The sequence below is a fragment of the Pseudomonas sp. TNT3 genome, assembly GCF_010095445.2.
Classification (GTDB): Bacteria; Pseudomonadota; Gammaproteobacteria; order Pseudomonadales; family Pseudomonadaceae; genus Aquipseudomonas.
This window is the reverse complement of record NZ_WFGV02000002.1, coordinates 123,275-149,129: the sequence shown is the minus strand read 5'-3', so window position 1 is coordinate 149,129 and position 25,855 is coordinate 123,275. Positions and strand designations below refer to the sequence as shown.

General features: G+C 58.7%; 22 protein-coding genes. 17 read left to right on the top strand and 5 right to left on the bottom strand.

The window, feature by feature from the left end:
* Positions 1-120: 120 nt before the first annotated feature.
* From GBC55_RS02250 to GBC55_RS02225, 6 genes are all read left to right on the top strand, one after another.
* Positions 121-2,403 (top strand): ABC transporter permease subunit, encoded by a 2,283-nt coding sequence (locus GBC55_RS02250; protein ID WP_162436612.1) that lies wholly within the window; start codon positions 121-123, stop codon positions 2,401-2,403.
* A gap of 15 nt (positions 2,404-2,418) precedes the next feature.
* The gene (gene pstA / locus GBC55_RS02245) at positions 2,419-4,089 is read left to right on the top strand and encodes a phosphate ABC transporter permease PstA (protein WP_162436613.1); all 1,671 of its coding nucleotides are present in this window, start codon (positions 2,419-2,421) and stop codon (positions 4,087-4,089) included.
* A 183-nt stretch (positions 4,090-4,272) separates the two neighbouring features.
* Positions 4,273-5,106 carry a phosphate ABC transporter ATP-binding protein PstB gene (pstB, locus tag GBC55_RS02240; protein ID WP_060540210.1) on the top strand — a complete coding sequence of 278 codons (834 nt, stop codon included), beginning with the start codon at positions 4,273-4,275 and terminating at the stop codon, positions 5,104-5,106.
* Positions 5,107-5,178: 72 nt separating this feature from the next.
* Entirely contained in the window at positions 5,179-5,940 is a 762-nt protein-coding gene (gene phoU, locus GBC55_RS02235) for a phosphate signaling complex protein PhoU (RefSeq protein ID WP_162436614.1), read from the top strand.
* Between the two features lie 164 nt (positions 5,941-6,104).
* Positions 6,105-7,004 carry a response regulator gene (locus GBC55_RS02230; protein WP_162436615.1) on the top strand — a complete coding sequence of 300 codons (900 nt, stop codon included), beginning with the start codon at positions 6,105-6,107 and terminating at the stop codon, positions 7,002-7,004.
* A gap of 162 nt (positions 7,005-7,166) precedes the next feature.
* On the top strand, positions 7,167-8,063 hold the full coding sequence (locus GBC55_RS02225) for a peptidoglycan DD-metalloendopeptidase family protein (RefSeq protein WP_162436616.1): 897 nt from the start codon (positions 7,167-7,169) through the stop codon (positions 8,061-8,063).
* 233 nt (positions 8,064-8,296) lie between these two features.
* On the opposite strand, the gene GBC55_RS02220 is transcribed toward GBC55_RS02225, so the two are convergent.
* The 3 genes from GBC55_RS02220 to phoB form a co-directional block, all read right to left on the bottom strand.
* Positions 8,297-9,637: a hemolysin family protein gene (locus tag GBC55_RS02220; RefSeq protein WP_162436617.1), complete on the bottom strand. Its 1,341-nt coding sequence runs from the start codon at positions 9,635-9,637 to the stop codon at positions 8,297-8,299.
* A 123-nt stretch (positions 9,638-9,760) separates the two neighbouring features.
* A complete protein-coding gene (gene phoR / locus GBC55_RS02215) occupies positions 9,761-11,047 on the bottom strand; it encodes a phosphate regulon sensor histidine kinase PhoR (protein WP_208525637.1) in 1,287 nt (428 codons plus the stop codon).
* A gap of 80 nt (positions 11,048-11,127) precedes the next feature.
* Positions 11,128-11,817 (bottom strand): phosphate regulon transcriptional regulator PhoB, encoded by a 690-nt coding sequence (phoB, locus tag GBC55_RS02210; protein WP_008007735.1) that lies wholly within the window; start codon positions 11,815-11,817, stop codon positions 11,128-11,130.
* 152 nt (positions 11,818-11,969) lie between these two features.
* Between phoB and GBC55_RS02205 the strand changes: the two genes are divergently transcribed.
* Positions 11,970-12,362, top strand: coding sequence for a hypothetical protein (locus GBC55_RS02205; protein WP_162436619.1), 393 nt, complete (start codon positions 11,970-11,972; stop codon positions 12,360-12,362).
* A gap of 187 nt (positions 12,363-12,549) precedes the next feature.
* Here GBC55_RS02205 and ubiA read toward each other — a convergent pair whose 3' ends face one another.
* Positions 12,550-13,440 (bottom strand): 4-hydroxybenzoate octaprenyltransferase, encoded by an 891-nt coding sequence (gene ubiA, locus GBC55_RS02200; protein WP_162436620.1) that lies wholly within the window; start codon positions 13,438-13,440, stop codon positions 12,550-12,552.
* Positions 13,440-14,003 carry a chorismate lyase gene (locus GBC55_RS02195; RefSeq protein ID WP_162436621.1) on the bottom strand — a complete coding sequence of 188 codons (564 nt, stop codon included), beginning with the start codon at positions 14,001-14,003 and terminating at the stop codon, positions 13,440-13,442. Before GBC55_RS02195 ends, ubiA begins: the two co-directional genes overlap by 1 nt.
* Positions 14,004-14,203: 200 nt before the next feature.
* On the opposite strand from GBC55_RS02195, the gene GBC55_RS02190 reads away from it, so the two are divergent.
* The 10 genes from GBC55_RS02190 (at position 14,204) to tssH (ending at position 25,854) form a co-directional block, all read left to right on the top strand.
* Positions 14,204-14,371 carry a rubredoxin gene (locus GBC55_RS02190; protein ID WP_007954349.1) on the top strand — a complete coding sequence of 56 codons (168 nt, stop codon included), beginning with the start codon at positions 14,204-14,206 and terminating at the stop codon, positions 14,369-14,371.
* A 19-nt stretch (positions 14,372-14,390) separates the two neighbouring features.
* On the top strand, positions 14,391-15,539 hold the full coding sequence (locus GBC55_RS02185; protein WP_162436622.1) for an FAD-dependent oxidoreductase: 1,149 nt from the start codon (positions 14,391-14,393) through the stop codon (positions 15,537-15,539).
* A gap of 192 nt (positions 15,540-15,731) precedes the next feature.
* On the top strand, positions 15,732-16,007 hold the full coding sequence (locus GBC55_RS02180) for an HU family DNA-binding protein (RefSeq protein ID WP_003213368.1): 276 nt from the start codon (positions 15,732-15,734) through the stop codon (positions 16,005-16,007).
* 440 nt (positions 16,008-16,447) lie between these two features.
* On the top strand, positions 16,448-18,004 hold the full coding sequence (gene tssA, locus GBC55_RS02175) for a type VI secretion system protein TssA (RefSeq protein ID WP_162436623.1): 1,557 nt from the start codon (positions 16,448-16,450) through the stop codon (positions 18,002-18,004).
* Between the two features lie 32 nt (positions 18,005-18,036).
* The gene (tssB, locus tag GBC55_RS02170) at positions 18,037-18,540 is read left to right on the top strand and encodes a type VI secretion system contractile sheath small subunit (protein WP_162436624.1); all 504 of its coding nucleotides are present in this window, start codon (positions 18,037-18,039) and stop codon (positions 18,538-18,540) included.
* Between the two features lie 28 nt (positions 18,541-18,568).
* Complete coding sequence (tssC, locus tag GBC55_RS02165) at positions 18,569-20,044, top strand: type VI secretion system contractile sheath large subunit (protein WP_162436625.1); 1,476 nt, start codon at positions 18,569-18,571, stop codon at positions 20,042-20,044.
* 13 nt (positions 20,045-20,057) lie between these two features.
* A complete protein-coding gene (gene tssE, locus GBC55_RS02160) occupies positions 20,058-20,465 on the top strand; it encodes a type VI secretion system baseplate subunit TssE (RefSeq protein ID WP_162436626.1) in 408 nt (135 codons plus the stop codon).
* 19 nt (positions 20,466-20,484) lie between these two features.
* Positions 20,485-22,272, top strand: coding sequence for a type VI secretion system baseplate subunit TssF (tssF, locus tag GBC55_RS02155; RefSeq protein WP_162436627.1), 1,788 nt, complete (start codon positions 20,485-20,487; stop codon positions 22,270-22,272).
* Positions 22,236-23,243: a type VI secretion system baseplate subunit TssG gene (tssG, locus tag GBC55_RS02150; protein ID WP_162436628.1), complete on the top strand. Its 1,008-nt coding sequence runs from the start codon at positions 22,236-22,238 to the stop codon at positions 23,241-23,243. Before tssF ends, tssG begins: the two co-directional genes overlap by 37 nt.
* Before the next feature lie 13 nt (positions 23,244-23,256).
* The gene (gene tssH, locus GBC55_RS02145; RefSeq protein WP_162436629.1) at positions 23,257-25,854 is read left to right on the top strand and encodes a type VI secretion system ATPase TssH; all 2,598 of its coding nucleotides are present in this window, start codon (positions 23,257-23,259) and stop codon (positions 25,852-25,854) included.
* The last annotated feature ends 1 nt before the right edge of the window (position 25,855 follow it).

The following is a 25,855-nucleotide window of genomic DNA, read 5'->3' as shown; positions in this document are numbered from 1 at the left end:
AAATGCCGGCCGACGCCGGCCCCCAATTTTCCGATCCTCTACCAGCTCCCTGCTGGTGGCGGATTTGTCGCGTCACTGCACTGTCATCTTTCTGTCATACAGGATCGCTAGGGTGTGCGAATGAATGATCTGGCCAATTCCACAATGACTACAAATCCCCCCAAGCGAATTGATTTCAATACGCCTGAGCTGCAGCGCAAGCGCCGTATTCGCGCGCTTAAAGACCGTCTGACGCGTTGGTACGTCCTCGTTGGCGGCCTCGCCGTTCTCGGCGCGATCACGCTGATTTTCTTCTTTCTCGCCTACGTTGTTGCCCCGCTGTTCCAGGGAGCCGACCTGGACGTCAAGGACTCGATCACGCCCGCCTGGATGCAAGATGCCGGCAAGCCGTTGATGATCTCCCTGGAAGAACAGAATCAGGTCGCCATGCGGGTTTCCGACAAGGGGCAGGCGCTGTTCTTTGATATCGACAGTGGCGCAGAGCTCAAGCGCGTCGATTTGCCGGTTCCAGCGGGCAGCCAGGTCACCTCCATTGGCGAAGATCAGCCGGGTTCCCCCCTGGTCGCGGTAGGCTTTTCCAATGGCCAGGCCCTGGTATTCCGCCACACGTATAAAGTGTCGTACCCGGACGGCAAGAAGACTATCTCGCCAGCCATCGAATACCCGTATGGCGAAACGCCGATCGCACTCAACGAAGCGGGCGGGGCGCTGGAGCACGTCAGCCTCAACGCTACGGACTCGACCCTGATGCTGGTCGGTTCCACCGGTTCTCAGCTCAACGTTCTGTCGCTGACCAGCGAAGAAAACATGATGACCGGCGAAGTCACCAACGAGCAGAAGCGTATCGACCTGCCGCAGATGACCGAGACGGTAAAAAACATCTTCGTCGACCCGCGCCAACAGTGGCTGTACGTGATCAACGGTCGCGCTCAGGCCGACGTGTTCAGCCTGCGCGACAAGAGCCTCAATGGTCGCTACAAACTGCTTGAAGATGGTGAAGCGCAAATCACTGCCAGTACGCAACTGGTTGGCGGTATCTCGCTGATCCTCGGCGACTCCAAGGGTGGTCTGGCCCAGTGGTTCATGGCCCGTGATCCGGATGGCGAGCAGCGTCTGAAGCAGATTCGCACCTTCCAGATGGGCACCACGCCAATTGTTGAAATCACTGCCGAAGAGCGTCGCAAAGGGTTTATTGCACTCGATGCTTCCGGCAAGCTTGGCGTCTTCCACAGCACCGCCCACCGCACCTTGCTGGTGGATCAGGTGGTCGAAGGCCAAGGCATTTTCGGTCTGTCACCACGGGCCAACCGCGTGATCGTGGAAGCCGGCGGCAAGCTGCAACCGCTGTTGCTCGACAACCCGCACCCGGAAGTGTCGTGGAGCGCGTTGTGGAGCAAAGTCTGGTACGAGAACTACGACGAGGCTAAATACGTCTGGCAATCGACCGCAGCCAACACCGATTTCGAACCCAAACTGAGCCTCGCGCCACTGACGTTCGGCACCTTGAAAGCCGCGTTCTACGCCATGCTGCTGGCTGCGCCACTGGCCGTTGCGGCGGCCATCTACACTGCCTACTTCATGGCCCCGAGCCTGCGCCGCAAGGTCAAGCCGGTGATCGAGCTGATGGAAGCGATGCCGACGGTGATCCTCGGTTTCTTCGCCGGCCTATTCCTCGCGCCGTATGTGGAAGGGCATTTGCCGGGCATCTTCAGCCTGCTGATGCTGTTGCCGATCGGCATTCTGGTCGCCGGTTTCACCTTCAGCCGCCTACCTGAATCGATCCGCCTGAAAGTGCCGGATGGCTGGGAAAGCGCGATCCTGATCCCGGTGATCCTGTTTCTGGGCTGGTTGTCGTTGTACATGAGCCCGTACATGGAAAACTGGTTCTTCGGCGGCGACATGCGCATGTGGATCTCCCACGACCTGGGCATCACCTACGACCAGCGCAACGCACTGGTAGTAGGCCTGGCGATGGGCTTTGCGGTGATCCCGAACATCTACTCCATTGCCGAAGACGCCGTGTTCAGCGTGCCACGCGGCTTGACCCTGGGCTCCCTGGCCCTCGGCGCCACGCCTTGGCAGACCATGACTCGCGTGGTGATCCTCACCGCCAGCCCGGGTATTTTCTCGGCGCTGATGATCGGCATGGGTCGTGCGGTCGGTGAAACGATGATCGTGCTGATGGCCACCGGTAACACCCCGGTCATGGAAATGAACCTGTTCGAAGGTCTGCGCACCCTGGCTGCCAACGTCGCGGTGGAAATGCCCGAATCGGAAGTCGGCGGCAGCCACTACCGCGTGCTGTTCCTCTCGGCATTGGTGCTGCTGCTGTTCACCTTCGTCATGAACACCCTCGCGGAACTGATTCGTCAGCGTCTGCGCAAGAAATACTCGTCGCTTTAAGAAAGGTAGAAGTCTGTGAAACAGAACTCCCTGAACGGATGGTTCAAGAGCGGCGCCCCAGGCGTCTGGATCAGCGGTGGCGCGGTGTCCATCGCCGTCATCATGACCATTGGCTTGCTGGCAGTGATTGCCGTGCGTGGTCTGGGCCATTTCTGGCCGGCGGACCTGATCCACGCCAGCTACGACGTGCCGGGCCAGGCTAATCACCTGGTCATTGGCGAAGTGGTGCAGAAAGAAGAAGTCCCTCGCGAGCGCCTCAAAAGCGCTGGCCTGCCGGTGCCCGATCAGGGCCCGGAGTTCATGACCCGTGAGCTGATCAAGGTCGGCAACCGTGACCTGAACGGCAGCGACTTCACCTGGATTGTGGGTGAGTGGCTGACCAACCAGAAGACCCCACCGGAGTTGATGGCGATCGAGCGTCGCGAGTGGGGCAACTTCTACGGCTATCTGGTCAACGTTAAACAGGATGGCAAGGTCATCGCCGAAGGCGAAGCGGCGTGGCCGGAATTGCAGGCGCGTGTGGAGCGCGTCAACAAGCTGGCTGCCGAGCTCAAGACCCTGGAAAAATCCGACATTGGCGCCATCAACGCCGGGTTGGAACGCATCCGTCTGCATGGTCGCAAACTCGAGCTGGCGGGCACCCTTGATGCCACAGCGCAAGCTGATATGGATGGCGAGCGCGCAGAACTGAACGCCCGTTATCAGGACATTGAAGCGCGTCTGGCCGATCTGCATGCCCAATTCAATCGCGACAGCCTGACGGCCCGCGACGCCAACGGTAAAGAGATCGAAATAGGCATTGGCAAAGTGGTGCATGCCTACCAGCCGAACGCCATGGGGACCTTCACCAAGATTGGTTTCTACTTCAGCAAGGTCTGGGAGTTCCTGAGCGACGACCCGCGTGAGGCGAACACCGAAGGCGGGATCTTCCCGGCCATTTTCGGCACCGTGATGATGACCCTGATCATGGCGATGATCGTGACGCCATTCGGTGTGCTGGCGGCGGTTTACCTGCGTGAGTATGCAAAACAGAACGCCTTGACCCGGATTATCCGCATCGCGGTGAACAACCTGGCCGGTGTGCCTGCAATTGTTTACGGCGTGTTCGGTCTGGGTTTCTTCGTCTACGTACTGGGCGGTTCGGTTGACCGGTTGTTCTTCCCCGAAGCGTTGCCTGCGCCGACCTTTGGTACGCCGGGCCTGTTGTGGGCTTCCCTGACCCTGGCGCTGCTCGCGGTGCCGGTGGTGATCGTGGCCACGGAAGAAGGTCTGGCGCGGATCCCGCGGACCGTGCGCGAGGGCTCGCTGGCTCTCGGCGCGACCAAGGCCGAAACCTTGTGGAAGATCGTGCTGCCGATGGCCAGCCCGGCGATGATGACCGGCATGATCCTGGCCGTAGCTCGCGCCGCCGGTGAAGTGGCGCCGCTGATGCTGGTCGGTGTGGTGAAACTGGCACCGTCGCTGCCACTGGACGGCAACTACCCATACCTTCACCTTGACCAGAAGATCATGCACCTGGGCTTCCATATTTATGACGTCGGCTTCCAGAGCCCGAACGTTGAAGCGGCGCGACCGCTGGTGTACGCCACGGCGCTGCTGTTGGTGCTGGTGATCGCCACATTGAACCTGTCGGCCGTTTACATCCGTAACCACCTGCGCGAGAAGTACAAAGCGCTCGACAGCTAATACAAGTCCTGTGGGAGCGGGCTTGCCAGCGATGGCATCACCGCGGTGTTGATGGCGTACCGAGTCGCCTGCATCGCTGGCAAGCCAGCTCCCACAGTGACCGCGACAGGCAAAGAATTTGAGTAACCCGCTGGCTCCGTCGGCGGATCAACGAACCGAATTTGTTAGCACAGGGAGCCTCCCATGCAGCACGAAACACATACCCACGGCATCAACATGTCTGCCCTGGGCCGCGACAAGCAGAGCCTCAGCCTCGAGCAGGAAACTGTGGCCATCGAAGTCCCGGGCCTGAGCCTTTTTTACGGCGACAAACAAGCGCTGTTCGACGTCAGCATGAACATTCCGAAGCAGCGCGTGACCGCGTTCATCGGCCCGTCCGGCTGCGGCAAGTCCACGCTGCTGCGCACGTTCAACCGCATGAACGACCTGGTCGATGGCTGCCGAGTGGAAGGCGCGATCAACCTCTATGGCAACAACATCTACCGCAAGGGCGAAGACGTGGCCGAGCTGCGTCGTCGTGTCGGGATGGTGTTCCAGAAGCCTAACCCTTTCCCGAAAACCATCTACGAAAACGTGGTTTACGGCCTGCGCATCCAGGGCATCAACAAAAAACGTGTACTCGACGAAGCCGTTGAGTGGGCCTTGAAAGGCGCGGCGCTGTGGGACGAGGTCAAAGACCGCCTGCACGAGTCGGCACTCGGCCTGTCTGGTGGCCAGCAGCAACGTCTGGTGATCGCCCGTACCATCGCCGTAGAGCCGGAAGTGTTGCTGCTCGATGAGCCGTGCTCGGCACTCGACCCGATCTCCACACTGAAAGTTGAAGAGCTCATCTACGAACTGAAATCGAAATTCACCATCGTCATCGTGACCCACAACATGCAGCAAGCCGCGCGGGTTTCCGATTACACGGCGTTCATGTACATGGGCAAACTGGTGGAATTCGGCGACACCGATACGTTGTTCACCAATCCGGCGAAGAAGCAGACCGAAGATTACATCACCGGTCGTTACGGCTAGCAGATGGTGGTTTGCTCACTTAACTGACGCTGCGGTCCACCGCACCTTACCGGACGCTCCAAGGACGCCAACATGATTAGTAAAGAAGGCCTTACCCATCACATTTCCGCCCAGTTCAACGCCGAACTCGAGGAAGTGCGCAGCCACCTTCTGGCCATGGGCGGCCTGGTGGAAAAGCAGGTCAACGACGCGGTCACCGCGCTGATCGAGGCCGACTCCGGCCTGGCCCAGCAGGTTCGCGAGATCGACGACCAGATCAACCAGATGGAACGCAATATCGACGAAGAATGCCTGCGCATTCTGGCCCGTCGTCAGCCGGCGGCCTCCGACTTGCGGTTGATCATCAGCATCTCCAAATCGGTGATCGACCTGGAGCGCATCGGCGACGAGGCGACCAAAATCGCCCGTCGGGCGATTCAGCTGTGCGAAGAAGGCGAAGCGCCACGCGGATACGTCGAAGTGCGTCATATCGGCGACCAGGTGCGCAACATGGTTCGCGATGCCCTGGACGCTTTTGCCCGTTTCGACGCCGATCTGGCGTTGTCGGTGGCCCAGTACGACAAGATCATCGACCGCGAATACAAGACCGCGCTGCGTGAACTGGCGACCTACATGATGGAAGACCCGCGCTCTATCTCGCGCGTCTTGAGCATTATCTGGGTACTGCGTTCGCTGGAGCGGATTGGCGATCACGCGCGCAACATTTCCGAGCTGGTGATTTACCTGGTTCGCGGGACCGACGTGCGGCACCTGGGCCTGAAGCGCATGAAGGAAGAAGTTGAAGGCACAAGTGCTGAAACCGCTAATGTTCCGGGCAAAGTTGACGATAAGTAAGTTTGCCCAAGAGAAACGCCCGGCCTTTTGGTCGGGCGTTTTTGTTTGTGGCCCATGCATTCGACAACAGCACCCGTGAACGAAAAGTCCCGGCGTGACTGAGGGTTTTGGCAATATGCCATCAGCAATGCGCTACGCTTGCCGGGGTTTTGAAGGGGTGATGGATGAGTAAGGTCAGTGTGTTGGTCGTGGACGATGCGTCATTCATTCGTGACCTGGTGAGAAAGTGCCTGCGTAACTATTTTCCGGGCATTCGGATCGAAGATGCGATCAACGGCAAGAAAGCGCAGACCTTGCTGACAAAAGAAGTGTTTGACCTGGTGCTGTGCGACTGGGAAATGCCGGAAATGTCAGGTCTGGAGCTGCTGACCTGGTGCCGCGAGCAGGACAATCTCAAGACCATGCCTTTTGTGATGGTGACCAGTCGCGGCGACAAAGAGAACGTCATCCAGGCGATCCAGGCCGGTGTTTCCGGCTACGTCAGCAAGCCTTTCAACAACGAGCAGTTGCTCACCAAGGTCAAGCAGGCGTTGAACAAGGTCGGCAAGCTCGACGCTTTGATGAACAGCGCCCCGGTGAAAGTGAACTCGGCCTTCGGTAACGACTCCCTGAACGCCTTGACCGGCGGCCAGGCCACCGTGGTCACTACCTCGCCCGCGCCGGCACCGTCACGTGGTCTGCTGAACACTCCGCCAGTCAAGGTCAGCGCCGGGGCAGCCATCACGTCCGGTCGAGGCCAAGGCCAGTTGCGTCTGTCGAGTGGTACTCAGCAATGCGTGATCAAGGCCTTGAGCCTCAAGGAAGCGCTACTGGTAGTGAAGCGTACCGATGCGTTGCCGCAAGTGCTCGACAGCGCCGTGCTCGACCTGGAGCAGGGTGACAATGCCGAAGTCGCCCGCCTGAACGGCTACCTGCATGCCATCGTCGCCTACGAGCCCAAGCCTGACAGCGAATGGTTGCAGCTGACCTTCCGTTTTGTGGATCAGGACGCGCAGAAGCTTGACTACATTTCCCGATTGATTGCTCGGGGTACGGTGCAGAAGCATTTCATTCCGGGTGCATAGGTATCTCGTTGCCTGATAGACCTCTTCGCGAACAGGTCGCGAAGAGGTCTCATATTCACCACCTATCCCCTGAACGGCCGAACTTGAAACATCTGCCACCTCCACGGGTCCATTGCAGCTGCTAGGCTCCTCCCCAGGCCTTCCTCGATAGAACCCTTGCCTATGCTCGCGCGCCTGATTTTTCTCTGTGGTCTTTTCATGGCCTCTACCTCGGCTGTGGCCATGACGATCTACAAATCCAAAGACGCGAACGGCGTGGTCTCCTACAGCGACCGCCCCACGAAGGGCTCACAAGTCTTCGTTTTCCGCGATCGCATGGTCGAGAACCTTGGGGGACAGGTGTACCTGGACATCAAGAAACAGAAGGGCGCCGACAGCGTCTTCGTGCGCAATGACCTCTATGCCCCGGTGGAGATCGAGCTGAGTTTCGCTGGCCTGAAAAACGTCAGCGGCGCGCCAAGCCGACCGATTCGCCGGGTGATGCCGGCACGCAGCAACATTCGCCTGGCGCTGCTGACGGCCACTCGGGCAGGAAGGCCGCTGGCGTATACCCCGAAATTCGAATACTCCCTGGGCGATCCCTCAGGCGCTGCCATGGCCTACCGATACCCGTTGCCGTGGCGTGGTGGCCCGTTTCGCCTGAGTCAGGGTGCCAATGGCCAATACAGCCATTTCGGCCCGAAGAACCGCTACGCCATCGACATCGCCATGCCTGAGGGCACGCCGATCATTGCGGCCAGGGGCGGAGTGGTGGTGAAAACCGAGAATAGGCAGACCGGCCGTGGCACCGATCCTTCCGGCAATTTTGTGCGCGTGCTGCACGATGACGGGACGATGGGCGTGTACTTGCACCTTATGCAGGGCTCGGTGAGCGTTCGGGAGGGCCAGCGTGTGGCGGTTGGCAGCGCGCTGGCGCTGTCAGGCAATACCGGCAACAGCAGCGGGCCGCACCTGCATTTCGTGGTGCAGCGCAATACCGGACTGGGGCTGGTGTCGATTCCGTACCAGTTCAGTCAGCCGGTAGGAGCGTTGCCCAACTTTGCGTTGGGCAAACAATGAAAGTGGCAGAAGTCTATTGCGGTAAGGGGATTCATCTGTGATGAGATGATTCCTCTGTGGCGAGGGGATTTATCTGTGGCGAGGGGATTTATCCCCGTTGGACGGCGCAGCCGTCCCAATGCTTCTAAATACGAAGGGGCCGCTTCGCGACCCAACGGGGATAAATCCCCTCACCACAAAAGCCCAGCAGGCCCAGCAGGCCCAGCAGGACTAGCAGGCCCAGCAAGCCCGCATCAATCCAGCATCAACACCTTGGCCAGAACAATCTTCGGCCCTTTCATCTTCTTGATGATGATCCGCAGTCCTTCGACTTCCAGCACTTCTTCCTCTTCCGGCACCCGCTTCAGGCTGTCGTAGACCAGCCCGGCGAGGGTCTCGGCCTCAACGTGGTCCAGATCGATACCCAGCAGCCGTTCGACCTTGAACAGAGGCGTGTCACCACGCACCAGCAGCTTGCCCGGTTGATACGCGAGAATCCCGCGCTCAGCCTTGCGGTGTTCGTCCTGGATATCACCGACCAGCACTTCCAGCACGTCTTCCATGGTCAGGTAACCGATGATATTGCCGTCGGCTTCTTCAACCAGTGCAAAGTGCGAACCGCCTTTGCGGAACTGCTCCAACAGTTGCGAGAGCGGCATATGACGGGAAACGCGCTCCAGCGGACGGGTCAGTTCGGCCAGGTTGAACGACTCGGGAATATGGTCCAGCGCCGCGAGTTCCAGCAGCAGGTCCTTGATGTGCAGCAGGCCGACAAACTCCTGGCGATCGCTGTCGTACACCGGATAACGGCTGAACTTGTGACGACGGAACATCGCCAGGATTTCCTTCAGTGGCGCGTTGAACTCCAGCGTCACCAAGTCTTCCCGGGAGTTGGCCCAATCGACCACTTCCAGCTCGCCCATTTCCACTGCCGAGGCCAATACACGCATGCCTTGGTCACTAGGGTCCTGACCACGGCTTGAGTGCAGGATCAACTTCAGTTCTTCACGGCTGTAATGGTGCTCGTGATGCGGGCCGGGTTCACCCTGGCCAGCGATCCGCAGGATCGTATTGGCACTGGCGTTGAGCAGGTAGATGGCCGGATACATGGCCCAGTAGAACAGGTACAGCGGCACGGCGGTCCACAGCGACAGCAGCTCGGGCTTGCGGATGGCCCAGGATTTCGGAGCCAGTTCGCCAACCACGATGTGCAGGTACGAAATGACGAAGAAGGCAGCGAAGAACGACACGCCCTTGATCACTTCGGCCGACTGCACGCCGACGGCTTCCAGCAGCGGTTCGAGGATGTGTGCAAACGCCGGTTCACCGACCCAGCCGAGGCCGAGGGAGGCGAGGGTGATACCCAGCTGGCACGCCGAAAGGTACGCATCGAGCTGACTGTGAACGGTGCGCAGGATGTGCCCGCGCCAGCCGTTCTTCTCGGCGATGGCTTCAACCCGGGTCGAGCGCAATTTGACCATGGCGAATTCCGCCGCAACGAAAAAGCCGTTGAGCAAAACCAGGATCAGAGCAAAAAGAATCATGCCGAAATCGGCGAAGAGTGTCGCGAGGGTCAAGCCAGGGGATGGGTCCATGATGGAGTTTTGCGGGTTCCGTGTATTCGAAAGAAAGGAAAAATGTGTACCTGAAGCGCAGGCACAAGTCAGCCAATGTAGCGGCTGACTGGTTAATTGCATAGTGGCGCGTGCTGGCCGGTATCAGTCAGTGGTGCTGATGGCCAGGTTTTTGGTGACTTGGGCGGGCGCAAAATGGCAGGTGAACGTGCTGCCGTGGCCCGGTACGCTGCTGATTTCCATCCGTGCGCGGTGGCGCAATAGCACGTGTTTGACGATGGCCAGCCCGAGGCCGGTGCCGCCGGTGTTGGAGTTGCGGCTGGAGTCGACCCGGTAGAAGCGTTCGGTCAGGCGCGGCAGGTGCTTGCTGTCGATGCCCATGCCGGAGTCCTGCACGCTCAGGTGCGCACCTTGTTCATCACCCCACCAGCGGATGCGGATTTTGCCCTCGGCCGGGGTGTATTTCACCGCGTTGAACACCAGGTTGGAAAATGCACTGCGCAATTCGGCTTCGCTGCCCTTGAGCTGGATCGTCGGATCGGCTTCGAGGGTGATGTGATGATTTTTCTGATCGGACAGTTGCTGCGCGTCGCTCTTGATCGACTGCAGCAAGCCATCGATGGCCACGGGCTGGTTGTCCGAGGGGTAATCGGTGGCCTCCAGTTTGGCCAGCAGCAGCAAGTCATTGAGCAACGTCTGCATGCGTCCGCCTTGTTGCTGCATCTGCTGCAAGGCGCGGGTCCAGCGCGGGTTCACTTCCTCGACGTTATCGAGCAGGGTTTCCAGGTAGCCGCAAATCACCGTCAGCGGTGTGCGCAACTCGTGGGAAACGTTGGCGATAAAGTCTTTGCGCATCTGTTCCAGCTGATGGATGCGCGTCACGTCGCGTACCAGCATCAAATGCTCGTTGTTGCCGTAGCGAGTGATGTACAGCTGAATGCGCAGGCGGTCATTGATCGGCGAAGGGATCTCCAGCGGCTCGGCGTAGCTGTCCTGCTCGAAGTATTCCTTGAAGCGTGGATGGCGCACCAGGTTGGTCACGGGCTGACCGCTGTCCTGGGGTGTCTTGAGACCTAGCAGGGTTTCCGCCGCGCGGTTCCACCATTCGAGGTTGCCGTCGGTGTCGAGCATGATCACGGCATCTTTAAGGGCGGCGGTAGACTCCTGAACCCGGTCGATTACTGCCTGCAGACGTCCACGAACACGTTGGTCGCGGCGTTGCAGGTGGTAGATGCTGTCGAAGACTTCACCCCACAAACCATAGCCGTCCGGCGGTGCCTCATCGGGTTTGTGCAGGCGCAACCACTCGTGCAGACGCAGCAATTGCTTGAGCGTCCAGGCCAGGTAAAGGCCCAGGCCTGCGGCGAGACTCCAGCCGTAATAGCCGGTAATCAGGCCAATCACCAGGCAGGCGGTGACCAGTAGCAGCATGTGGCGAATCAGGGTGCCATGCCAGTTTTGGTTCACTTGAAGCGCGTCCTTGTCAGCTTGTCGGGCGGGAAAAGTCCGGGTCAGGCCTTGGTAGAGAACCGGTAGCCGGTGCCGCGCACGGTTTGTACCAGATTTTCGTAAGCATCACCCAAGGCTTTGCGCAGACGACGGATGTGCACATCGACCGTGCGCTCTTCGACATACACATTGCCACCCCACACCTGATCCAGTAGTTGGCCACGGGTGTAGGCGCGCTCCTGGTGGGTCATGAAAAATTGCAGCAAGCGGTATTCGGTCGGGCCCATTTCGGCAGGTTTGCCGTCAATGGTGACACGGTGGCTGATCGGGTCCAGCAGCAGTCCGCCGACTTCGATCGGCGATTCGCCGTCCGTCGGCCCTGCACGCCGCAGCACGGCCTTGAGGCGCGCCACCAGCTCGCGGGGAGAAAAGGGTTTGGTGATGTAGTCATCGGCGCCGACTTCAAGACCCTGGATCTTGTTGTCTTCCTCGCCCTTGGCCGTGAGCATGATGATCGGGATGTCCCCGGTCAGCTCATCGCGCTTGAGGCGGCGGGCCAGTTCGATGCCGGACGTACCGGGCAACATCCAGTCGAGCAGGATCAGGTCCGGTTTGCGGTCGACGATAATGGCATGGGCCTGCTGGGAGTTCTCAGCCTCCAGGCAGTCATAGCCGGCCATTTCCAACGCAACGGCGATCATTTCGCGAATGGGCGCTTCGTCGTCGACGATCAGAATGCTCCTGCCAACCATGCCTTTAATCCTCTTGTCATTTAACTGTCTTGCGCCGCATTAGATAACGGAATTATTGCAGTCGTGTGACAGTATTTTAGTCGCCCTGCGATTGTCATGAACCTGAACTAAGCTCTAAGTCCGAACCCTGACAACCACAAAAGAAGGTTTCCATGACTCAGTACACGCTATCCCTTAAAGCCCTGATGCTGGCAGCCGCCCTGGTTTTGCCATCGATGGCCTTCGCGGCTGAGCCTGCGATGATGAAAGGCGACACGATGGTCGACCATAAAGGTATGACCTTGTACACCTTCGACAAGGACACGGGCGGCAAGTCTGTGTGCACCGGTCAGTGCGCGGAGAACTGGCCACCGTTGAAGGCGCAAGCGGATGCCAAGGCTGAAGGTGACTGGACCATCGTCAAGCGTGACGACGGCACGATGCAGTGGGCCTACAAGGGCAAACCGCTGTACTACTTCATGAAGGACAAGGCGCCGGGTGACAAGACGGGCGACAAAATGAAGGACGTCTGGCACGTCATCACCAACAGCGGACCGAAAATGTAATCCAGCAACACGGTAATCCTGTAGCAGTTGGCGAAGCCTGCGTTCGGCTGCTCTGTGGCGAGGGGATTCATCCCCGTTCGGCTGCGCAGCAGTCGTAAAGATGGGGCCGCTGCGCGACCCAACGGGGATGAATCCCCTCGCCACAATGGAGCCAACGCAGGCTGCGCCAGCTGCTACATGAAGCGAATCAACGCAACGCGTAATCCAGCACGATCCCCACGAAAATTGCCAACCCTGCCCAGTGGTTGTGCAAAAACGCCTTGAAGCAACGTATCCGGTCCTTGCCACGGGTGTACCAGAACTCCCACGCAAAACAACCCGCCGCCGCCAGCAACCCGAGGTGAAACCAGCCTCCGAGTTCGAATGTCGACCCGGCCAGCAACAGGCAACCCAGCGCCAGACCCTGCAGCGTCAGAATGATCACCCGATCCGCTTCACCAAACAGAATCGCTGTCGATTTCACGCCGATTTTCAGGTCGTCATCCCGATCAGTCATTGCGTAATAGGTGTCGTAACCCACGGTCCACAGCAGGTTGGCGATCCACAGCAACCACGCTGCCGCCGGCAGCTCCCCGGTTTCGGCGGTGAACGCCATAGGCATTCCCCAGGAAAACGCCGCACCCAGCACCACTTGCGGGTAATAGGTGTAGCGCTTCATGAACGGATAACTGAGGGCCAGCGCCAGGCCACCGAACGACAGCCAGACCGTCGTTGCGTTGGTGCACAACACCAGCAGGAAGCTCACGCCCATCAGCAACGCAAAAAACACCAAGGCTTCTTTCGAGCTGATCTTGCCGCTGACCAAGGGCCGCTGTTCCGTGCGTTTCACATGACCGTCGACCTTGCGATCTGCCCAGTCATTGATCACGCACCCACCGGCACGAGTCAGCACGACGCCAAGAACAAAGATCACAATGTTGGCAAGCGAAGGCGAACCCTTGCCAGCGATCCACAGCGCCCACAGCGTCGGCCAGAGCAGCAGATAAATGCCGATCGGTTTGTCCATGCGGGTCAGCTGAATGAAATCCCACGCCCGCGGGTTTACGCGATTCAGGGACTTGAGCAGGCTCTGATACATCAGCAATTCTCCGGATGGGCGCGGGCGGCCGTCCATAAAGTCGGCAGGAAAATCTCGGCCACCAGCACGCTCAGGGCGCCACGGTCGAAGCGCGAGCGACGGCCCCACAGCTCCGGCGCCCGACACGCCGCCGGCAACCAATGCTCTGGATAGTGACAAACCTCAATGGCGCGGCGCTGGAAGGCGTGATCGCAAAACAGCAACTCCCCCAAAGAGCGGCTGCCCAGTTCGTCCATGTGCAACCCGTCGCCCTGCAACGCACTGCGCGCCGCAACGCTACGGGCAAATACCCAGGCCTCGCCGTGCCCGCGCAAGTACACCTCGCGCACCCAGCCTTCGCTGCCTTCAGCGAGGTCCAGTGCGACACATTCGTCGTCACGCAGCGGTTGCCAGCCTTCGAACAAAGGCGAGACGCTGAACCGGTCATTCGACAGACGGATCAACCGTCGGGTCAGCGAACCTTCATCGAACAACCAGTCGAGGGTAGACGTGTCGGGGAGGGGCGTCAGTTGGCTTTGAGAGCGCCAGGACGGGGCCGGGCAGGGGGATTTTGAGTGCGGCACAGTGAGTCATTATTGGCAGCAAATGAGGCGGCGAGCTTACCATGTCAGTCGGCGATTTTGATTGATCCGGCATGGCGTTGCGTCGAACAGGCTTGCATCTGCCGGGCTCGATCAGTACAAAACGCCCTGAGCCGGACGGCAGCGCTTCAACCATTGACCGTTCGCGCCGGTAAAAGCCTGAATCCTGAGGAAGTATCTGAATGAAAAAGTGGCAATGTGTGGTCTGCGGCCTGATTTATAACGAAGCCGACGGCTGGCCGGACGACGGCATTGCGCCGGGCACCCTGTGGCAGGACGTGCCGGAAGACTGGCTGTGCCCGGACTGCGGCGTCGGCAAGATGGATTTCGAAATGATTGAAATCAACTAAGCAAACAGAGGAGTAAGGAATGAACGCACCTGTCGTGATCGTTGGCACTGGCCTGGCTGGTTACAACCTGGCTCGAGAGTTTCGCAAACTCGATGGCGAAACCCCGCTGCTGCTGATTACCGCAGATGATGGTCGCTCCTACTCCAAACCGATGCTGTCCACCGGCTTCGGCAAGAATAAAGACGCTGACGGCCTGAGCATGGCCGAGCCCGGTGCCATGGCCGAGCAACTGAAGGCCGAAGTGCGCACCCACACGCGGATCAGCGGCATCGATCCAGGCCACAAGGGTTTGTGGATCGGCGAAGAGTCGGTGATCTACCGTGATCTGGTCCTGGCGTGGGGGGCTGAAACCGTGCGCGTGCCCATCGAAGGCGATGCGGCTGACAGCGTGTTTCCGATCAACGATCTGGAAGACTACGCGCGCTTTCGCGCAGCAGCGGCCGGCAAACGCCGCGTGTTGTTGCTCGGCGCCGGGCTGATCGGCTGCGAATTTGCCAACGACCTGATGCTCGGCGGCTACGAGGTGCAACTGGTTGCACCTTGCGAACAAGTCATGCCAACCCTGTTGCACCCGGCAGCCGCCGCAGCGGTTCAGGCCGGGCTGGAAAGCCTCGGTGCACGCTTCCACCTCGGCCCGGTGCTCAATCGCCTGCAACGGGTAGCTGACGGGCTGGAAGCGCATCTGTCCGACGGTCAGGTCATCGCGTGTGACGTCGTGGTATCGGCCATCGGCTTGCGCCCGCGCATCGATCTGGCCGCCGCTGCCGGTGTGCAGGTCAACCGTGGCGTCGTGGTCGACCGTCACCTGAAAACCTCCCACGCCAACATCTACGCGTTGGGTGATTGTGCCGAGGTCGACGGATTGAATCTGCTGTACGTCATGCCGCTCATGAGTTGCGCCAGAGCACTGGCCCAAACCCTCGCCGGCAACCCTACCGTGGTGAACTACGGCGCGATGCCGATTACCGTTAAAACGCCGGTCTGCCCCTTGGTCGTTTCCCCTCCACCACGCGGTCAGGAAGGCGTCTGGACCGTGGAAGGGCAGGGCGCGGACATCAAGGCATTGTGCCGCGATGCCGACGGCAAACTGCTCGGTTACGCCCTGACCGGTGCAGCGGTGATGGACAAACTGGCACTGAACAAAGAGCTTCCTGCGCTGCTGGCGTAAATACTGGTCGTTCTGTCGGAATCACCCCGCTTTTGCCCCCACAAACGTCGCGCCGACACTGGCGCGGCTCCCCGCTGCGTGCCATTCTCACTCCCGTCTGCCGCAGAGTAGAGCACCTGCGGCGCTTTGGGCGCTGTTCCAACGAGAACAGCACGGACATAACAACAAAAAACCGTCAAAGGGGCTTCACTAATGCGTAAACCAGAACTCGCCGCTGCAATCGCTGAAAAAGCAGATCTCACCAAAGAGCAGGCCAACCGCGTCCTCAACGCCGTTCTCGAAGAAATCACCGGCGCTCTGCACCGCAAGGACAGCGTCACGCTGGTGGGCTTCGGTACCTTCCTGCAACGCCACCGCGGTGCCCGCACTGGCAAAAACCCGCAAACCGGTGAGCCCGTCAAAATCAAGGCCAGCAACACGGTTGCGTTCAAGCCAGGCAAATCGTTGAAAGACAGCGTTAATCCGTAACACCGACCGACGTCCTGCGTAGCGCGGGAGCGGGATAAAAAATGGGTACGCCAATTGAAATTGGGTACCCATTTTTTTTGCACGTTACATTTGGTTTTATACGTGGCCTAGTTCGATGATAAGAATTGTGATGTAAAAATTTTAAGTGGCGAAATTGTAGGTCGATGTGCAAAAAGTTGCTCGGTTCAATAGGTTTGATCGTTTTTATGCAAGTAGCCAAGTGCCAATAAATACGGGTCCTGCAGATTTATGTTGAATGTAAATCGACAGAAAGCGACTCTTCCTACATACAAATCAAATCATCGTAGAGTAAGTTTCGCCACCTGAACGGGGGCTGACTTAGTTACGGTGGTGTAAATGTTAAATAAGAATGAAGATCCAGATCGGACTAATTCAGATATAACCCCGACGACATTTTTTTCTGCCGGGCGTAAGTACTCGTGACTTACTCCAGCAAGCTATCGGCCTATTATCTTGAACTAGCCAAAACCCCGGTTATCGATGGGCATTTTGCTGGCGAGGACGTTCGTTTTTCGAATGAATATGAGGCGTTGGAAAGTGAGCTGGGCAAAGCCCAATCCATGCACGAAAGCGGTCAGATCGACTGGCTGAAAATCCGCGAAAACAGCGAAAGCCTGCTGCGTACCCAGTCCAAGGACTTGCGGGTCGGTGCCTGGCTGACGTGGGCGCTGTATCAGCGCGAGTCGTACCAAGGTTTGCTGGCCGGGCTTGGTTTGCTCCACCACCTGTGCGAACACCACTGGCCAGACATTTACCCGGGCAAGGCTCGCACCCGTTCCGCTGCCATCAGCTGGTTGATACCCCGTCTCGACCAAGTGTTGAACGAACACATTCCGCTCAAAGAGCAACTTCCACTGTTCCGCCGACTGGTCGAGCATTTGGAAGGTCTCGATACGGCGTGCACCCAGCATTTGGGGAATGAAGCCCCCTTGCTCCTGCCAATCGCCCGACGTTTGAAAAATCTGGTGCAGCGCGCTGCGGACAATCAACCGGAGCCCGGTGTCATCGGTACCGCGGTAGCCCAGGTCAAACAAGTCGCGGCGCAGTTGCTTGTCACCAGCGAGCCCATCGACAACGAAAAAGACGCTCAAAAGGCGCTGCGTGCCCAGCAGGAAAATGCCCGTCCGTTATGCGCCTGGTGGCTCAAGCAAAAGGCCACGGATCTGCGGGCCTTGCGACTCAATCGCATGTTGCTGTGGTTGTCCGTCGACGCGTTGCCGGATCGCAATGGTGAGCAAATCACTGCGCTTCGCGGGCTCCCGGCAGATCGACTCAAAACTTATCAGGAGCGTTACGATCAGGCGCGGTATGCCGATCTTCTGGTGGACCTCGAGGCCAGCCTGTCAAAGGCGCCGTTCTGGTTCGACGGTCACCGAATGGCCTGGGAATGTTTGCAGGGTCTGAACGCCGAGTCGGCGATGCGCGAGGTGGAGATTCAGTTTGCGCAATTGATCGAGCGCCTGCCTGGACTGATCGAATTGCGCTTCCAGGATGGCGCACCGTTTGCCGATCCCTCCACTCGCGAGTGGATTGCCAGCCATGTCATGCCGCATCTGCAACCCGCCAGTGCTCCACTCCCCATCGAGTCTACTGAAGACCTGCCTGCGTGGGAGTCGGCCCTCGAAGAAGCGCTGCCGATCTTGCGAAAGGATGGACTCAAGGCCGCCGTGCAAAAACTCAAGCAGGGGCTTCAAAGCGCTCAGGGCGGTCGCTCGCGGTTTTTCTGGCAGTTAACGCTCGCCCGGCTCTGCGTCTCGGCCAAGAAATACGAACTGGCCAAGACCCAACTCGAAACGCTCGACCAGACATTGCAGGACTCGGGCATCGGTGGCTGGGAGCCCGATCTCGTCCTGGAAGTGCTGCATTTGCTGCGTAGCTGCTGCGAGTCGTTGCCGCAGAACCATGAGGTGCGTGAACGCAAGGAAGAGATTTATCGCAGGTTGTGCCACCTCGACCTTGAAGTGGTACTCGATTAGGCCCTTGGGCCAACACCATAAGGAAAATAGCCATGGCCAAAGAAGGCTCTGTCGCCCCTAAAGAACGCATCAACGTCACCTTCAAACCTGCCATAGGCGGCGCTCAGGAAGAGATTGAACTGCCGCTGAAATTGCTGGTGATCGGCGACTACACCCATCGCAAGGATGAACGCAAAGTCGAAGATCGCAAGCCTATCAGCATCGACAGGACGACGTTCGACGAAGTGTTGGCCAAGCAGGAGCTACAGCTGACGTTGGGCGTTCCGAATCGCCTGCAGGATGAAAATGCCACCGAAGAGCTGGCAGTGAAGATTCACGTCAAATCCATGAAGGACTTCAATCCGGCCAGCCTTGTCGAGCAAGTGCCAGAGCTGAAAAAACTGATGGAGCTGCGCAATGCGCTGGTCGCCCTGAAAGGTCCGCTGGGTAATGCGCCAGCCTTTCGCAAAGCCATCGAAGACGTGCTGGCCGATGACGAATCCAGAAGCCGGGTATTGGGTGAATTAGGCCTCAACACCCACGTCTCGAACGCCTGAGTCTCCATCAGCCAAGGAAGCCAACACTATGAGCACGAGTGCAACGCAGCAGAACATCAACGAGAGCAGCGAATACAGCATTCTCGATAGCATCATTGCCCAGACCCGGCTGACGCCGGACGACGACGCGTACAACATCGCCAAACGTGGTGTATCGGCATTCATTGAAGAGTTGCTCAAGCCGCAAAACAACGGCGAGCCAGTGAAGAAAGCCATGGTCGACCGCATGATCGCCGAGATCGATGCCAAGCTCAGTCTTCAAATGGATGAAATCCTGCATCACTCGGGTTTCCAGTCCATGGAGTCGTCGTGGCGGGGTCTTAAGTTGTTGGTTGATCGCACCAACTTCCGCGAAAACATCAAGATTGAAATGCTCAACGTCTCGAAAGAAGACTTGCTGGACGATTTTGAAGACTCGCCAGAAGTGATGCAGGCTGGCCTGTACAAGCACATCTATACGGCCGAGTACGGTCAATTTGGCGGAAACCCGGTGGGCGCAATCATCGCCAACTACTTCATGTCCCCAAGCTCGCCCGACGTGAAGCTTATGCAGTACGTGTCCAGCGTTGCCTGCATGTCACATGCTCCGTTTATTGCCGCTGCCGGCCCGAATTTCTTCGGTCTGGAAAGCTTCACCGGCCTGCCGGACATGAAGGACCTGAAGGATCACTTCGACGGTCCGCAATTCGCTAAATGGCAGAGCTTTCGTCAATCAGAAGATGCCCGCTACGTCGCCCTGACCGTGCCGCGCTTTCTGCTGCGCAGCCCGTATGACCCGGAAGAAAATCCGATCAAGTCGTTCGTATACAAAGAAACAGTCGCCAACAATCACGAGCACTACCTGTGGGGCAACACCGCATACGCATTTGGCACCCGGCTGACCGACAGCTTCGCCAGATTTCGTTGGTGCCCGAACATCATCGGTCCGCAGAGTGGCGGTGCGGTAGAAGACCTGCCGTTACATCACTTCGAAAGCATGGGTGAAATCGAAACCAAGATTCCGACCGAGGTTCTGGTGTCCGACCGTCGCGAATACGAGTTGGCGGACGAAGGCTTCATCTCCCTGACGATGCGCAAAGGCAGCGACAACGCTGCATTCTTCTCTGCCAATTCGGTACAAAAACCGAAGCTGTTTGGCATCAGTGCCGAGGGCCGGACGGCGGAGCTGAACTACAAGCTCGGTACGCAACTGCCGTACATGATGATCGTCAACCGACTGGCTCACTACCTGAAAGTGCTGCAGCGCGAACAACTCGGTTCCTGGAAAGAACGTACCGACCTCGAGCTGGAACTCAACAAGTGGATTCGCCAGTACGTGGCCGACCAGGAAAATCCCAGCGCTGAAGTGCGTGGGCGTCGACCACTGCGCGCGGCCCAGGTCCTCGTCAGTGATGTCGAGGGCGAGCCGGGCTGGTATCGCGTCAGCCTGAATGTGCGTCCGCACTTCAAGTACATGGGGGCTGATTTCACCCTTTCGCTGGTTGGCAAGCTGGATAAAGGTTGAGCGAAAAGCACCCATGACCGGATATGGCAGCCTGTTCGAACGCCTGAACGGCGACGCGCAAAAACGTGTCGGCTTACGCCACGAGAGGTGCGTCGTGGCGTCGGTGGCTGCTCATCTGGCCAAGATGCTCAGCACCCGATTGGGCAGTGTGCAGACACTGTCCGATTACGGTTTGCCTGATTTAAATGACATGCGCTTGAGCCTGCACGACTCCCTGAGTCAGGCGCGACGGGCCATCGAACATTTCATCGAAGCCTATGAACCGCGTCTGCGCGATGTTCGTGTGATCTCTCTGCCACGTGATGACGATCAGCTGCGACTGACGTTCCGTATCGAAGCCCTGCTGGAAGTCGAAGGTTTGAAGCAGCAGGTCGCTTTCGCCGCGAAGCTCGATGGTAGCGGTCAGGTCAAGGTCAGCTAACGACTCACAGGTATCCATCATGTCCTTTAACCACTACTACCAAAGTGAGCTCACTGCACTTCGCCAGTCAGGGCGTCGATTCGCTGAGCGTAGTCCTGCACTGGCGCCGTTTTTGGGGCAGGCCGGACGAGATCCGGATGTGGAGCGTCTGCTCGAAGGATTTGCATTTCTGACCGGTCGCCTGAGGCAGAAACTCGATGACGAATTGCCGGAGCTCAGCCATTCATTGATGCACCTGCTGTGGCCCAACTATATGCGTCCACTGCCCGCGTTCAGCATGTTGCAATTCGACCCGTTGCAACGCTCTGGACCCGCCGTCATGGTCGAGCGCGACACGCCGGTGGAGAGCGTGCCTGTTGACGATGTGATTTGTCACTTCCGCACCTGCTATCCCACTGAGGTGCTGCCACTGGAGCTGGTGGCGCTGAACTACTCGGTCAAGGGGGGCGGCGCGCTGCTGAGCTTGCGGTTGGAGATGAGCGCTGAGGGGCACCTTGGCGAGTTGGACCTGAGTCGACTGCGTCTGCATTTCGCCGGTGAGCGCTACATTACCCAGCTGCTTTACCTTGGCGTATTGCGCAATCTTCAAGGTATCGAGCTGATCCCCCTGGATGGCGCAGGTATGCAAGTCCATGGTGACGGCGACACACCCTTGGCGTTCACGATCCCGGGCGACCGTGTGCAACCGGTGGGTTTTGCTGAAGAGGAAGCGCTGATTCCGTATCCGCTGAATACCTTTCGCGGCTATCGCTACCTCCAAGAATACTTCGCCTTTCAGGATAAATTCCTGTTCGTTGACGTCAATGGTCTCGATCTCCTGAATACCTTGCCTGAGGACGTGCTCAAGCGGATGCGCGGCCTTGAATTGCGTTTCGACATTCGCAAAAGTGGTATCCAGCGACTGCGCCCGACGCTGGAGAATGTGAAGCTCTACTGCACGCCGATCGTCAACCTGTTCAATCACGATGCACTGCCCATTCGCCTCGATGGCAAACAGGATGAATACCTGTTGCTGCCGGCCGAATACGGCCAGGAAAACTGCGGTGTGTTCTCGGTGGAAACCGTGAAGGGCTGGAAGGCGGGGAATGCTGGATTTCAAGACTATGTCCCCTTCGAGTCTTTCGAGCACGACTCAAGTTTCGATGTGCCCACTAGCCGTCCGTACTACAGCGTTCGCCAACGATCATCCTCGCTGCATGATGGGCTCGACACCCATCTCAGTTTTGGCATACGCCACACAGACGCGACCGAAACCCTGTCGATCGAGCTGGTATGCACCAACCAGAATCTACCGCGCAAGCTCAAGCTTGGTGACATCTGCAAGCATGGTGTGAAGACGCCGGAGTTCCTGAGCTTCCGCAATATCACGTCGGCCACGTCGAGTTTCGCTCCACCGTTGAACAGTGACTTCCTCTGGAAACTGGTCAGCAACATGTCGCTCAACTACCTCTCGCTGGCTGACGTCAATGCGCTGAAGGTGATTCTCGAAACCTACGACTTGCCGCGTCATTACGATCAGCAGGCGGAGAAAGTCAGCAAACGATTGTTGGGTGGACTCAAGTCGATCAGGCACGAACACGTCGATCGATTGCACCGGGGGTTACCGATTCGTGGGTTGCGCACCGAGCTGACCATCGACCCGCAAGGGTACATCGGCGAGGGCGACCTGTTCGTTTTCGGGTCTGTGCTCAACGAGTTCTTCGCGCTTTACGCCAGTCTTAATTCGTACCACGAACTGCGGGTACTCAGCACACAAGGAGACGTGTACCAATGGACACCCCGCATGGGTCTGCAGCCCCTGCTTTGAGCGGGCTGACCCAGGTAATACGTGAGTATTCGCTGTTTCAGGCCGTGCTACTGGTGGTTGACCGGCTGCGCGATGCACACCCGCATTTAAACGAAGATGATCTGTATGACCAGCTGGAATTTCAGGCTAATCCCGGCTTCGGATTTCCAGGCAGCGACGTTGATCGTGTGGAGTTTTTTGAAGAACACGGACTGCTGCGTGCGCGTCTGCGTTTCAATCTTGTCAGCCTGGTCGGATCGGGTTCACCACTGCCGGCGTTCTACGGGGAGCAGGCGTTAGGTGATAGCGAAGAAGGGAATACCACCCGCGACTTTCTCGACCTGTTCCATCATCGCCTGCAACGGTTGATGCTGCCGATCTGGCGCAAGTACCGCTACTGCGCACGCTTTCAGAGCGGCGCTCTCGACCCTTTTTCCGCGCAGTTGTTTGCGCTGATCGGGCTCGGTAGTGAAGAGCTGCGCCGGGCTCGGGAACTGAACTGGAAGCGCCTGTTGCCGTACCTCGGGCTGCTCAGCTTGCGAGCGCATTCGGCGGCTTTGATCGAGGCGGTGCTGCGTTACTACTTCAAGCATGCCGAGTTGAACCTCGAGCAGTGCATTGAGCGTCGCGTCGAGATCCTCGGCGAACAGCGCAATTGTCTGGGTTGCAGTAACAGCGTGCTCGGAGAAGACCTGGTGCTGGGCGAGCATGTCCGCGATCGCAGCGGCAAATTTCGTATTCACGTTCGCGAGCTCGATTGGCAGCGCTTTCACGAGTTCCTGCCGATCGGTGTTGGCTACCAGCCGCTCTGCGCGCTGGTGCGTTTCACCCTGCGCGACCCCCTCGATTACGACATTCGCCTGGTCCTGTGCCAGGACGAAATCCGCGAGCTGCGCATCGGTGAACCGAACGTCTGCCGTCTGGGTTGGACCAGTTGGCTGGGCCGCGAAAAGGCGGACGGCGTGGTGACGCTGGACAGCAAAATTCATTAAGGATGTGAGACACATGATCAATGTAGACCTGCAACGCCTGATTCAGGCACTGGACGCCGAAACGCGTCGCGACCTGGAAAGCGCTGCCGAACGATGTGTCGCCCGTGGTGGCAGCAAAATACTCGTCGAAGACCTGCTGCTTGGCTTGCTGGAACGCCCAAAAGGCCTGCTGGTGAGGGCGCTGCGCGATGCCGACATCGATGCCGGGGAAATGAGTAGCGCGCTGCAATCACGCGTTGAGCACAACGCTTCACGCAACCCGGTGTTCGCCCCGGAACTGGTGCAATGGCTGCAGGACGCCTTGCTGGTTGCCAACCTTGAACTGGGTCAAAGCCAGGTCGACCAAGGTGCTTTGATTCTCGCGCTGCTGCGCAACCCGATGCGTTATGCCGGTAGCCGCTATCAGGCGCTATTGACCCGGCTGAACATCGAACGGCTGAAAGCATTCATCCTGTCTTGCACAGAGCAGGTCCCCGGAAAACCCGCGGTATCGGGTGAGTCTCTGCTTCAGCGATTCACCCACAACCTGACCCAACAGGCTCGCGACGGCCTGATCGACCCGGTGTTGTGTCGCGATGGCGAGATCCGTCAGATGGTCGACATCCTGGCTCGTCGCCGTAAAAACAACCCGATCGTGGTGGGTGAGGCCGGTGTCGGTAAAACGGCCATTGTCGAAGGGCTGGCTTCGCGCATCGCGGCGGGTGAAGTGCCGCACGTCCTCAAAGATGTCGAGCTCTTGTCTCTGGACATGGGCCTTTTGCAGGCGGGTGCCAGCGTCAAAGGCGAATTCGAACGCCGCCTCAAAGGGGTGATCGATGAGGTCAAGGCTTCACCGAAACCTATAATTCTGTTCATTGATGAAGCCCATACCCTGATCGGCGCGGGCGGTAATGCCGGCGGCTCTGATGCAGCCAACCTGCTCAAGCCGGCCCTGGCGCGCGGCGAGTTGCGCACCATCGCCGCCACGACTTGGGTGGAGTACAAGAAGTACTTCGAAAAAGACCCGGCGCTCGCTCGACGTTTCCAAGCGGTTCAACTGCATGAACCGACCGTCAGCGACGCAGTGACGATTCTGCGTGGGCTGGCTCCACTCTACGAAGAAAGTCACGGCATCTACCTTCGCGATGACGCGGTCGTGGCCGCCGCGCAGTTGTCCGCCCGCTACCTCACGGGTCGTCAGCTACCGGACAAGGCCGTCGATGTTCTGGACACCGCCTGCGCCCGTGTGCGCATCAGCCTTGCGGCTGCTCCGTCTTGCCTTGAGCGTCTGCGTGGCGAGCTGGCCGAAGGTCGTTGCCAGCGCCTGGCCCTGCGGCGCGATGCCGACGCAGGATTGCCGATCGACCACCCGGCGCTGGCCGCACTGGAGAGTCGTTTAGCCGTCGTTCAAAGCGACGTCATGCATATCGAGGCCCTTTGGATTGAGCAGAAAGAGCAGGCGGAACGTCTGCTGGAACTGCGTCAACAACTTGCTAAAGCGCGGCAAAGCTCCCTCGAAGAGTTAACCCTGGAGCAGGCTCAATGTGTCGAAGGACTGGAAGCCGAGCTGCACGAAACTTACTGTGCCCTGACCGCTGCGCAAGTCGACGAGCGTCTGGTGAGTTTTGAAGTGTGCCCACGCCTGGTGGCCGAAGTGATCAGCGCCTGGACCGGCGTCCCGCTGGCGCAACTGGCCCGTGAGCACAACGCCAGGGTCGCCAGTTTCGCCACCGACCTGGGCACTCGTATCCGTGGTCAGGAACAAGCGGTTCATGCGCTGGATCGCTCGATGCGCGCGGCGGCTGCGGGCCTCAACAATCCCGACGCGCCAGTGGGTGTGTTCCTGCTGGTCGGCCCTAGCGGTGTCGGCAAAACCGAAACCGCACTGGCACTCGCTGACTTGCTGTACGGCGGTGATCGATTCGTCACGACGATCAACATGTCCGAGTTCCAGGAAAAACATACTGTTTCGCGCCTCATCGGTGCACCGCCGGGCTACGTCGGTTACGGGGAAGGCGGCATGCTCACCGAAGCCGTACGCCAGAAGCCGTATTCGGTACTGCTGCTCGACGAAGTCGAAAAAGCCGACCCGGATGTACTGAACCTGTTCTACCAAATCTTCGACAAAGGTGTGGCTAACGATGGGGAAGGGCGCGAGATCAATTTTCGCAATACCTTGATCTTGATGACGTCGAACCTTGGCAGTGAACGCATCAGCGAGCTCTGCAAAAACGGTGCGCGGCCCACTGCACAACTGCTCGAAGAAACCATTCGGCCAGTCCTCGGCAAACACTTTAAACCGGCGTTGTTGGCGCGTATGCGCGTGGTGCCTTACTACCCGGTTGCCGGCCCGGTCCTGCGTGAGCTGATTGAAATCAAGCTGGGTCGATTGGGCGAACGACTGAGCAGTCGTCAACTGGAATTCACGTACTCGTGCAGTCTTGTCGATCACCTGGCCGAACGCTGCCTGCAAAGCGATAGCGGCGCCCGTCTGATCGACCACTTGCTGGAACTGCACGTACTGCCGCTGGTGGCTGATCGCTTGCTTGCAGCAATGGCGGTCGGAGACAGTCTCAGCCGTGTTCACGCAACGCTCGACGACACCTCCTCCGTTACCTGCGAGTTCGTCTGAT

Bases quoted from the DNA above. Each gene is read 5' to 3' on its own strand.
- tssC (WP_162436625.1), top strand. From the start codon at position 18,569: ATGAGCACGAGTGCAACGCAGCAGAACATCAACGAGAGCAGCGAATAC.
- pstB (WP_060540210.1), top strand. From the start codon at position 4,273: ATGCAGCACGAAACACATACCCACGGCATCAACATGTCTGCCCTGGGC.
- GBC55_RS02185 (WP_162436622.1), top strand. From the start codon at position 14,391: ATGAACGCACCTGTCGTGATCGTTGGCACTGGCCTGGCTGGTTACAAC.
- ubiA (WP_162436620.1), bottom strand. From the start codon at position 13,440: ATGTATCAGAGCCTGCTCAAGTCCCTGAATCGCGTAAACCCGCGGGCG.
- GBC55_RS02205 (WP_162436619.1), top strand. From the start codon at position 11,970: ATGACTCAGTACACGCTATCCCTTAAAGCCCTGATGCTGGCAGCCGCC.
- phoR (WP_208525637.1), bottom strand. From the start codon at position 11,047: ATGCTGCTACTGGTCACCGCCTGCCTGGTGATTGGCCTGATTACCGGC.
- tssG (WP_162436628.1), top strand. From the start codon at position 22,236: ATGGACACCCCGCATGGGTCTGCAGCCCCTGCTTTGAGCGGGCTGACC.
- GBC55_RS02220 (WP_162436617.1), bottom strand. From the start codon at position 9,637: ATGGACCCATCCCCTGGCTTGACCCTCGCGACACTCTTCGCCGATTTC.
- GBC55_RS02180 (WP_003213368.1), top strand. From the start codon at position 15,732: ATGCGTAAACCAGAACTCGCCGCTGCAATCGCTGAAAAAGCAGATCTC.
- GBC55_RS02190 (WP_007954349.1), top strand. From the start codon at position 14,204: ATGAAAAAGTGGCAATGTGTGGTCTGCGGCCTGATTTATAACGAAGCC.
- tssE (WP_162436626.1), top strand. From the start codon at position 20,058: ATGACCGGATATGGCAGCCTGTTCGAACGCCTGAACGGCGACGCGCAA.
- phoU (WP_162436614.1), top strand. From the start codon at position 5,179: ATGATTAGTAAAGAAGGCCTTACCCATCACATTTCCGCCCAGTTCAAC.
- GBC55_RS02250 (WP_162436612.1), top strand. From the start codon at position 121: ATGAATGATCTGGCCAATTCCACAATGACTACAAATCCCCCCAAGCGA.
- GBC55_RS02225 (WP_162436616.1), top strand. From the start codon at position 7,167: ATGCTCGCGCGCCTGATTTTTCTCTGTGGTCTTTTCATGGCCTCTACC.
- phoB (WP_008007735.1), bottom strand. From the start codon at position 11,817: ATGGTTGGCAGGAGCATTCTGATCGTCGACGACGAAGCGCCCATTCGC.
- GBC55_RS02230 (WP_162436615.1), top strand. From the start codon at position 6,105: ATGAGTAAGGTCAGTGTGTTGGTCGTGGACGATGCGTCATTCATTCGT.
- tssB (WP_162436624.1), top strand. From the start codon at position 18,037: ATGGCCAAAGAAGGCTCTGTCGCCCCTAAAGAACGCATCAACGTCACC.
- tssF (WP_162436627.1), top strand. From the start codon at position 20,485: ATGTCCTTTAACCACTACTACCAAAGTGAGCTCACTGCACTTCGCCAG.
- tssH (WP_162436629.1), top strand. From the start codon at position 23,257: ATGATCAATGTAGACCTGCAACGCCTGATTCAGGCACTGGACGCCGAA.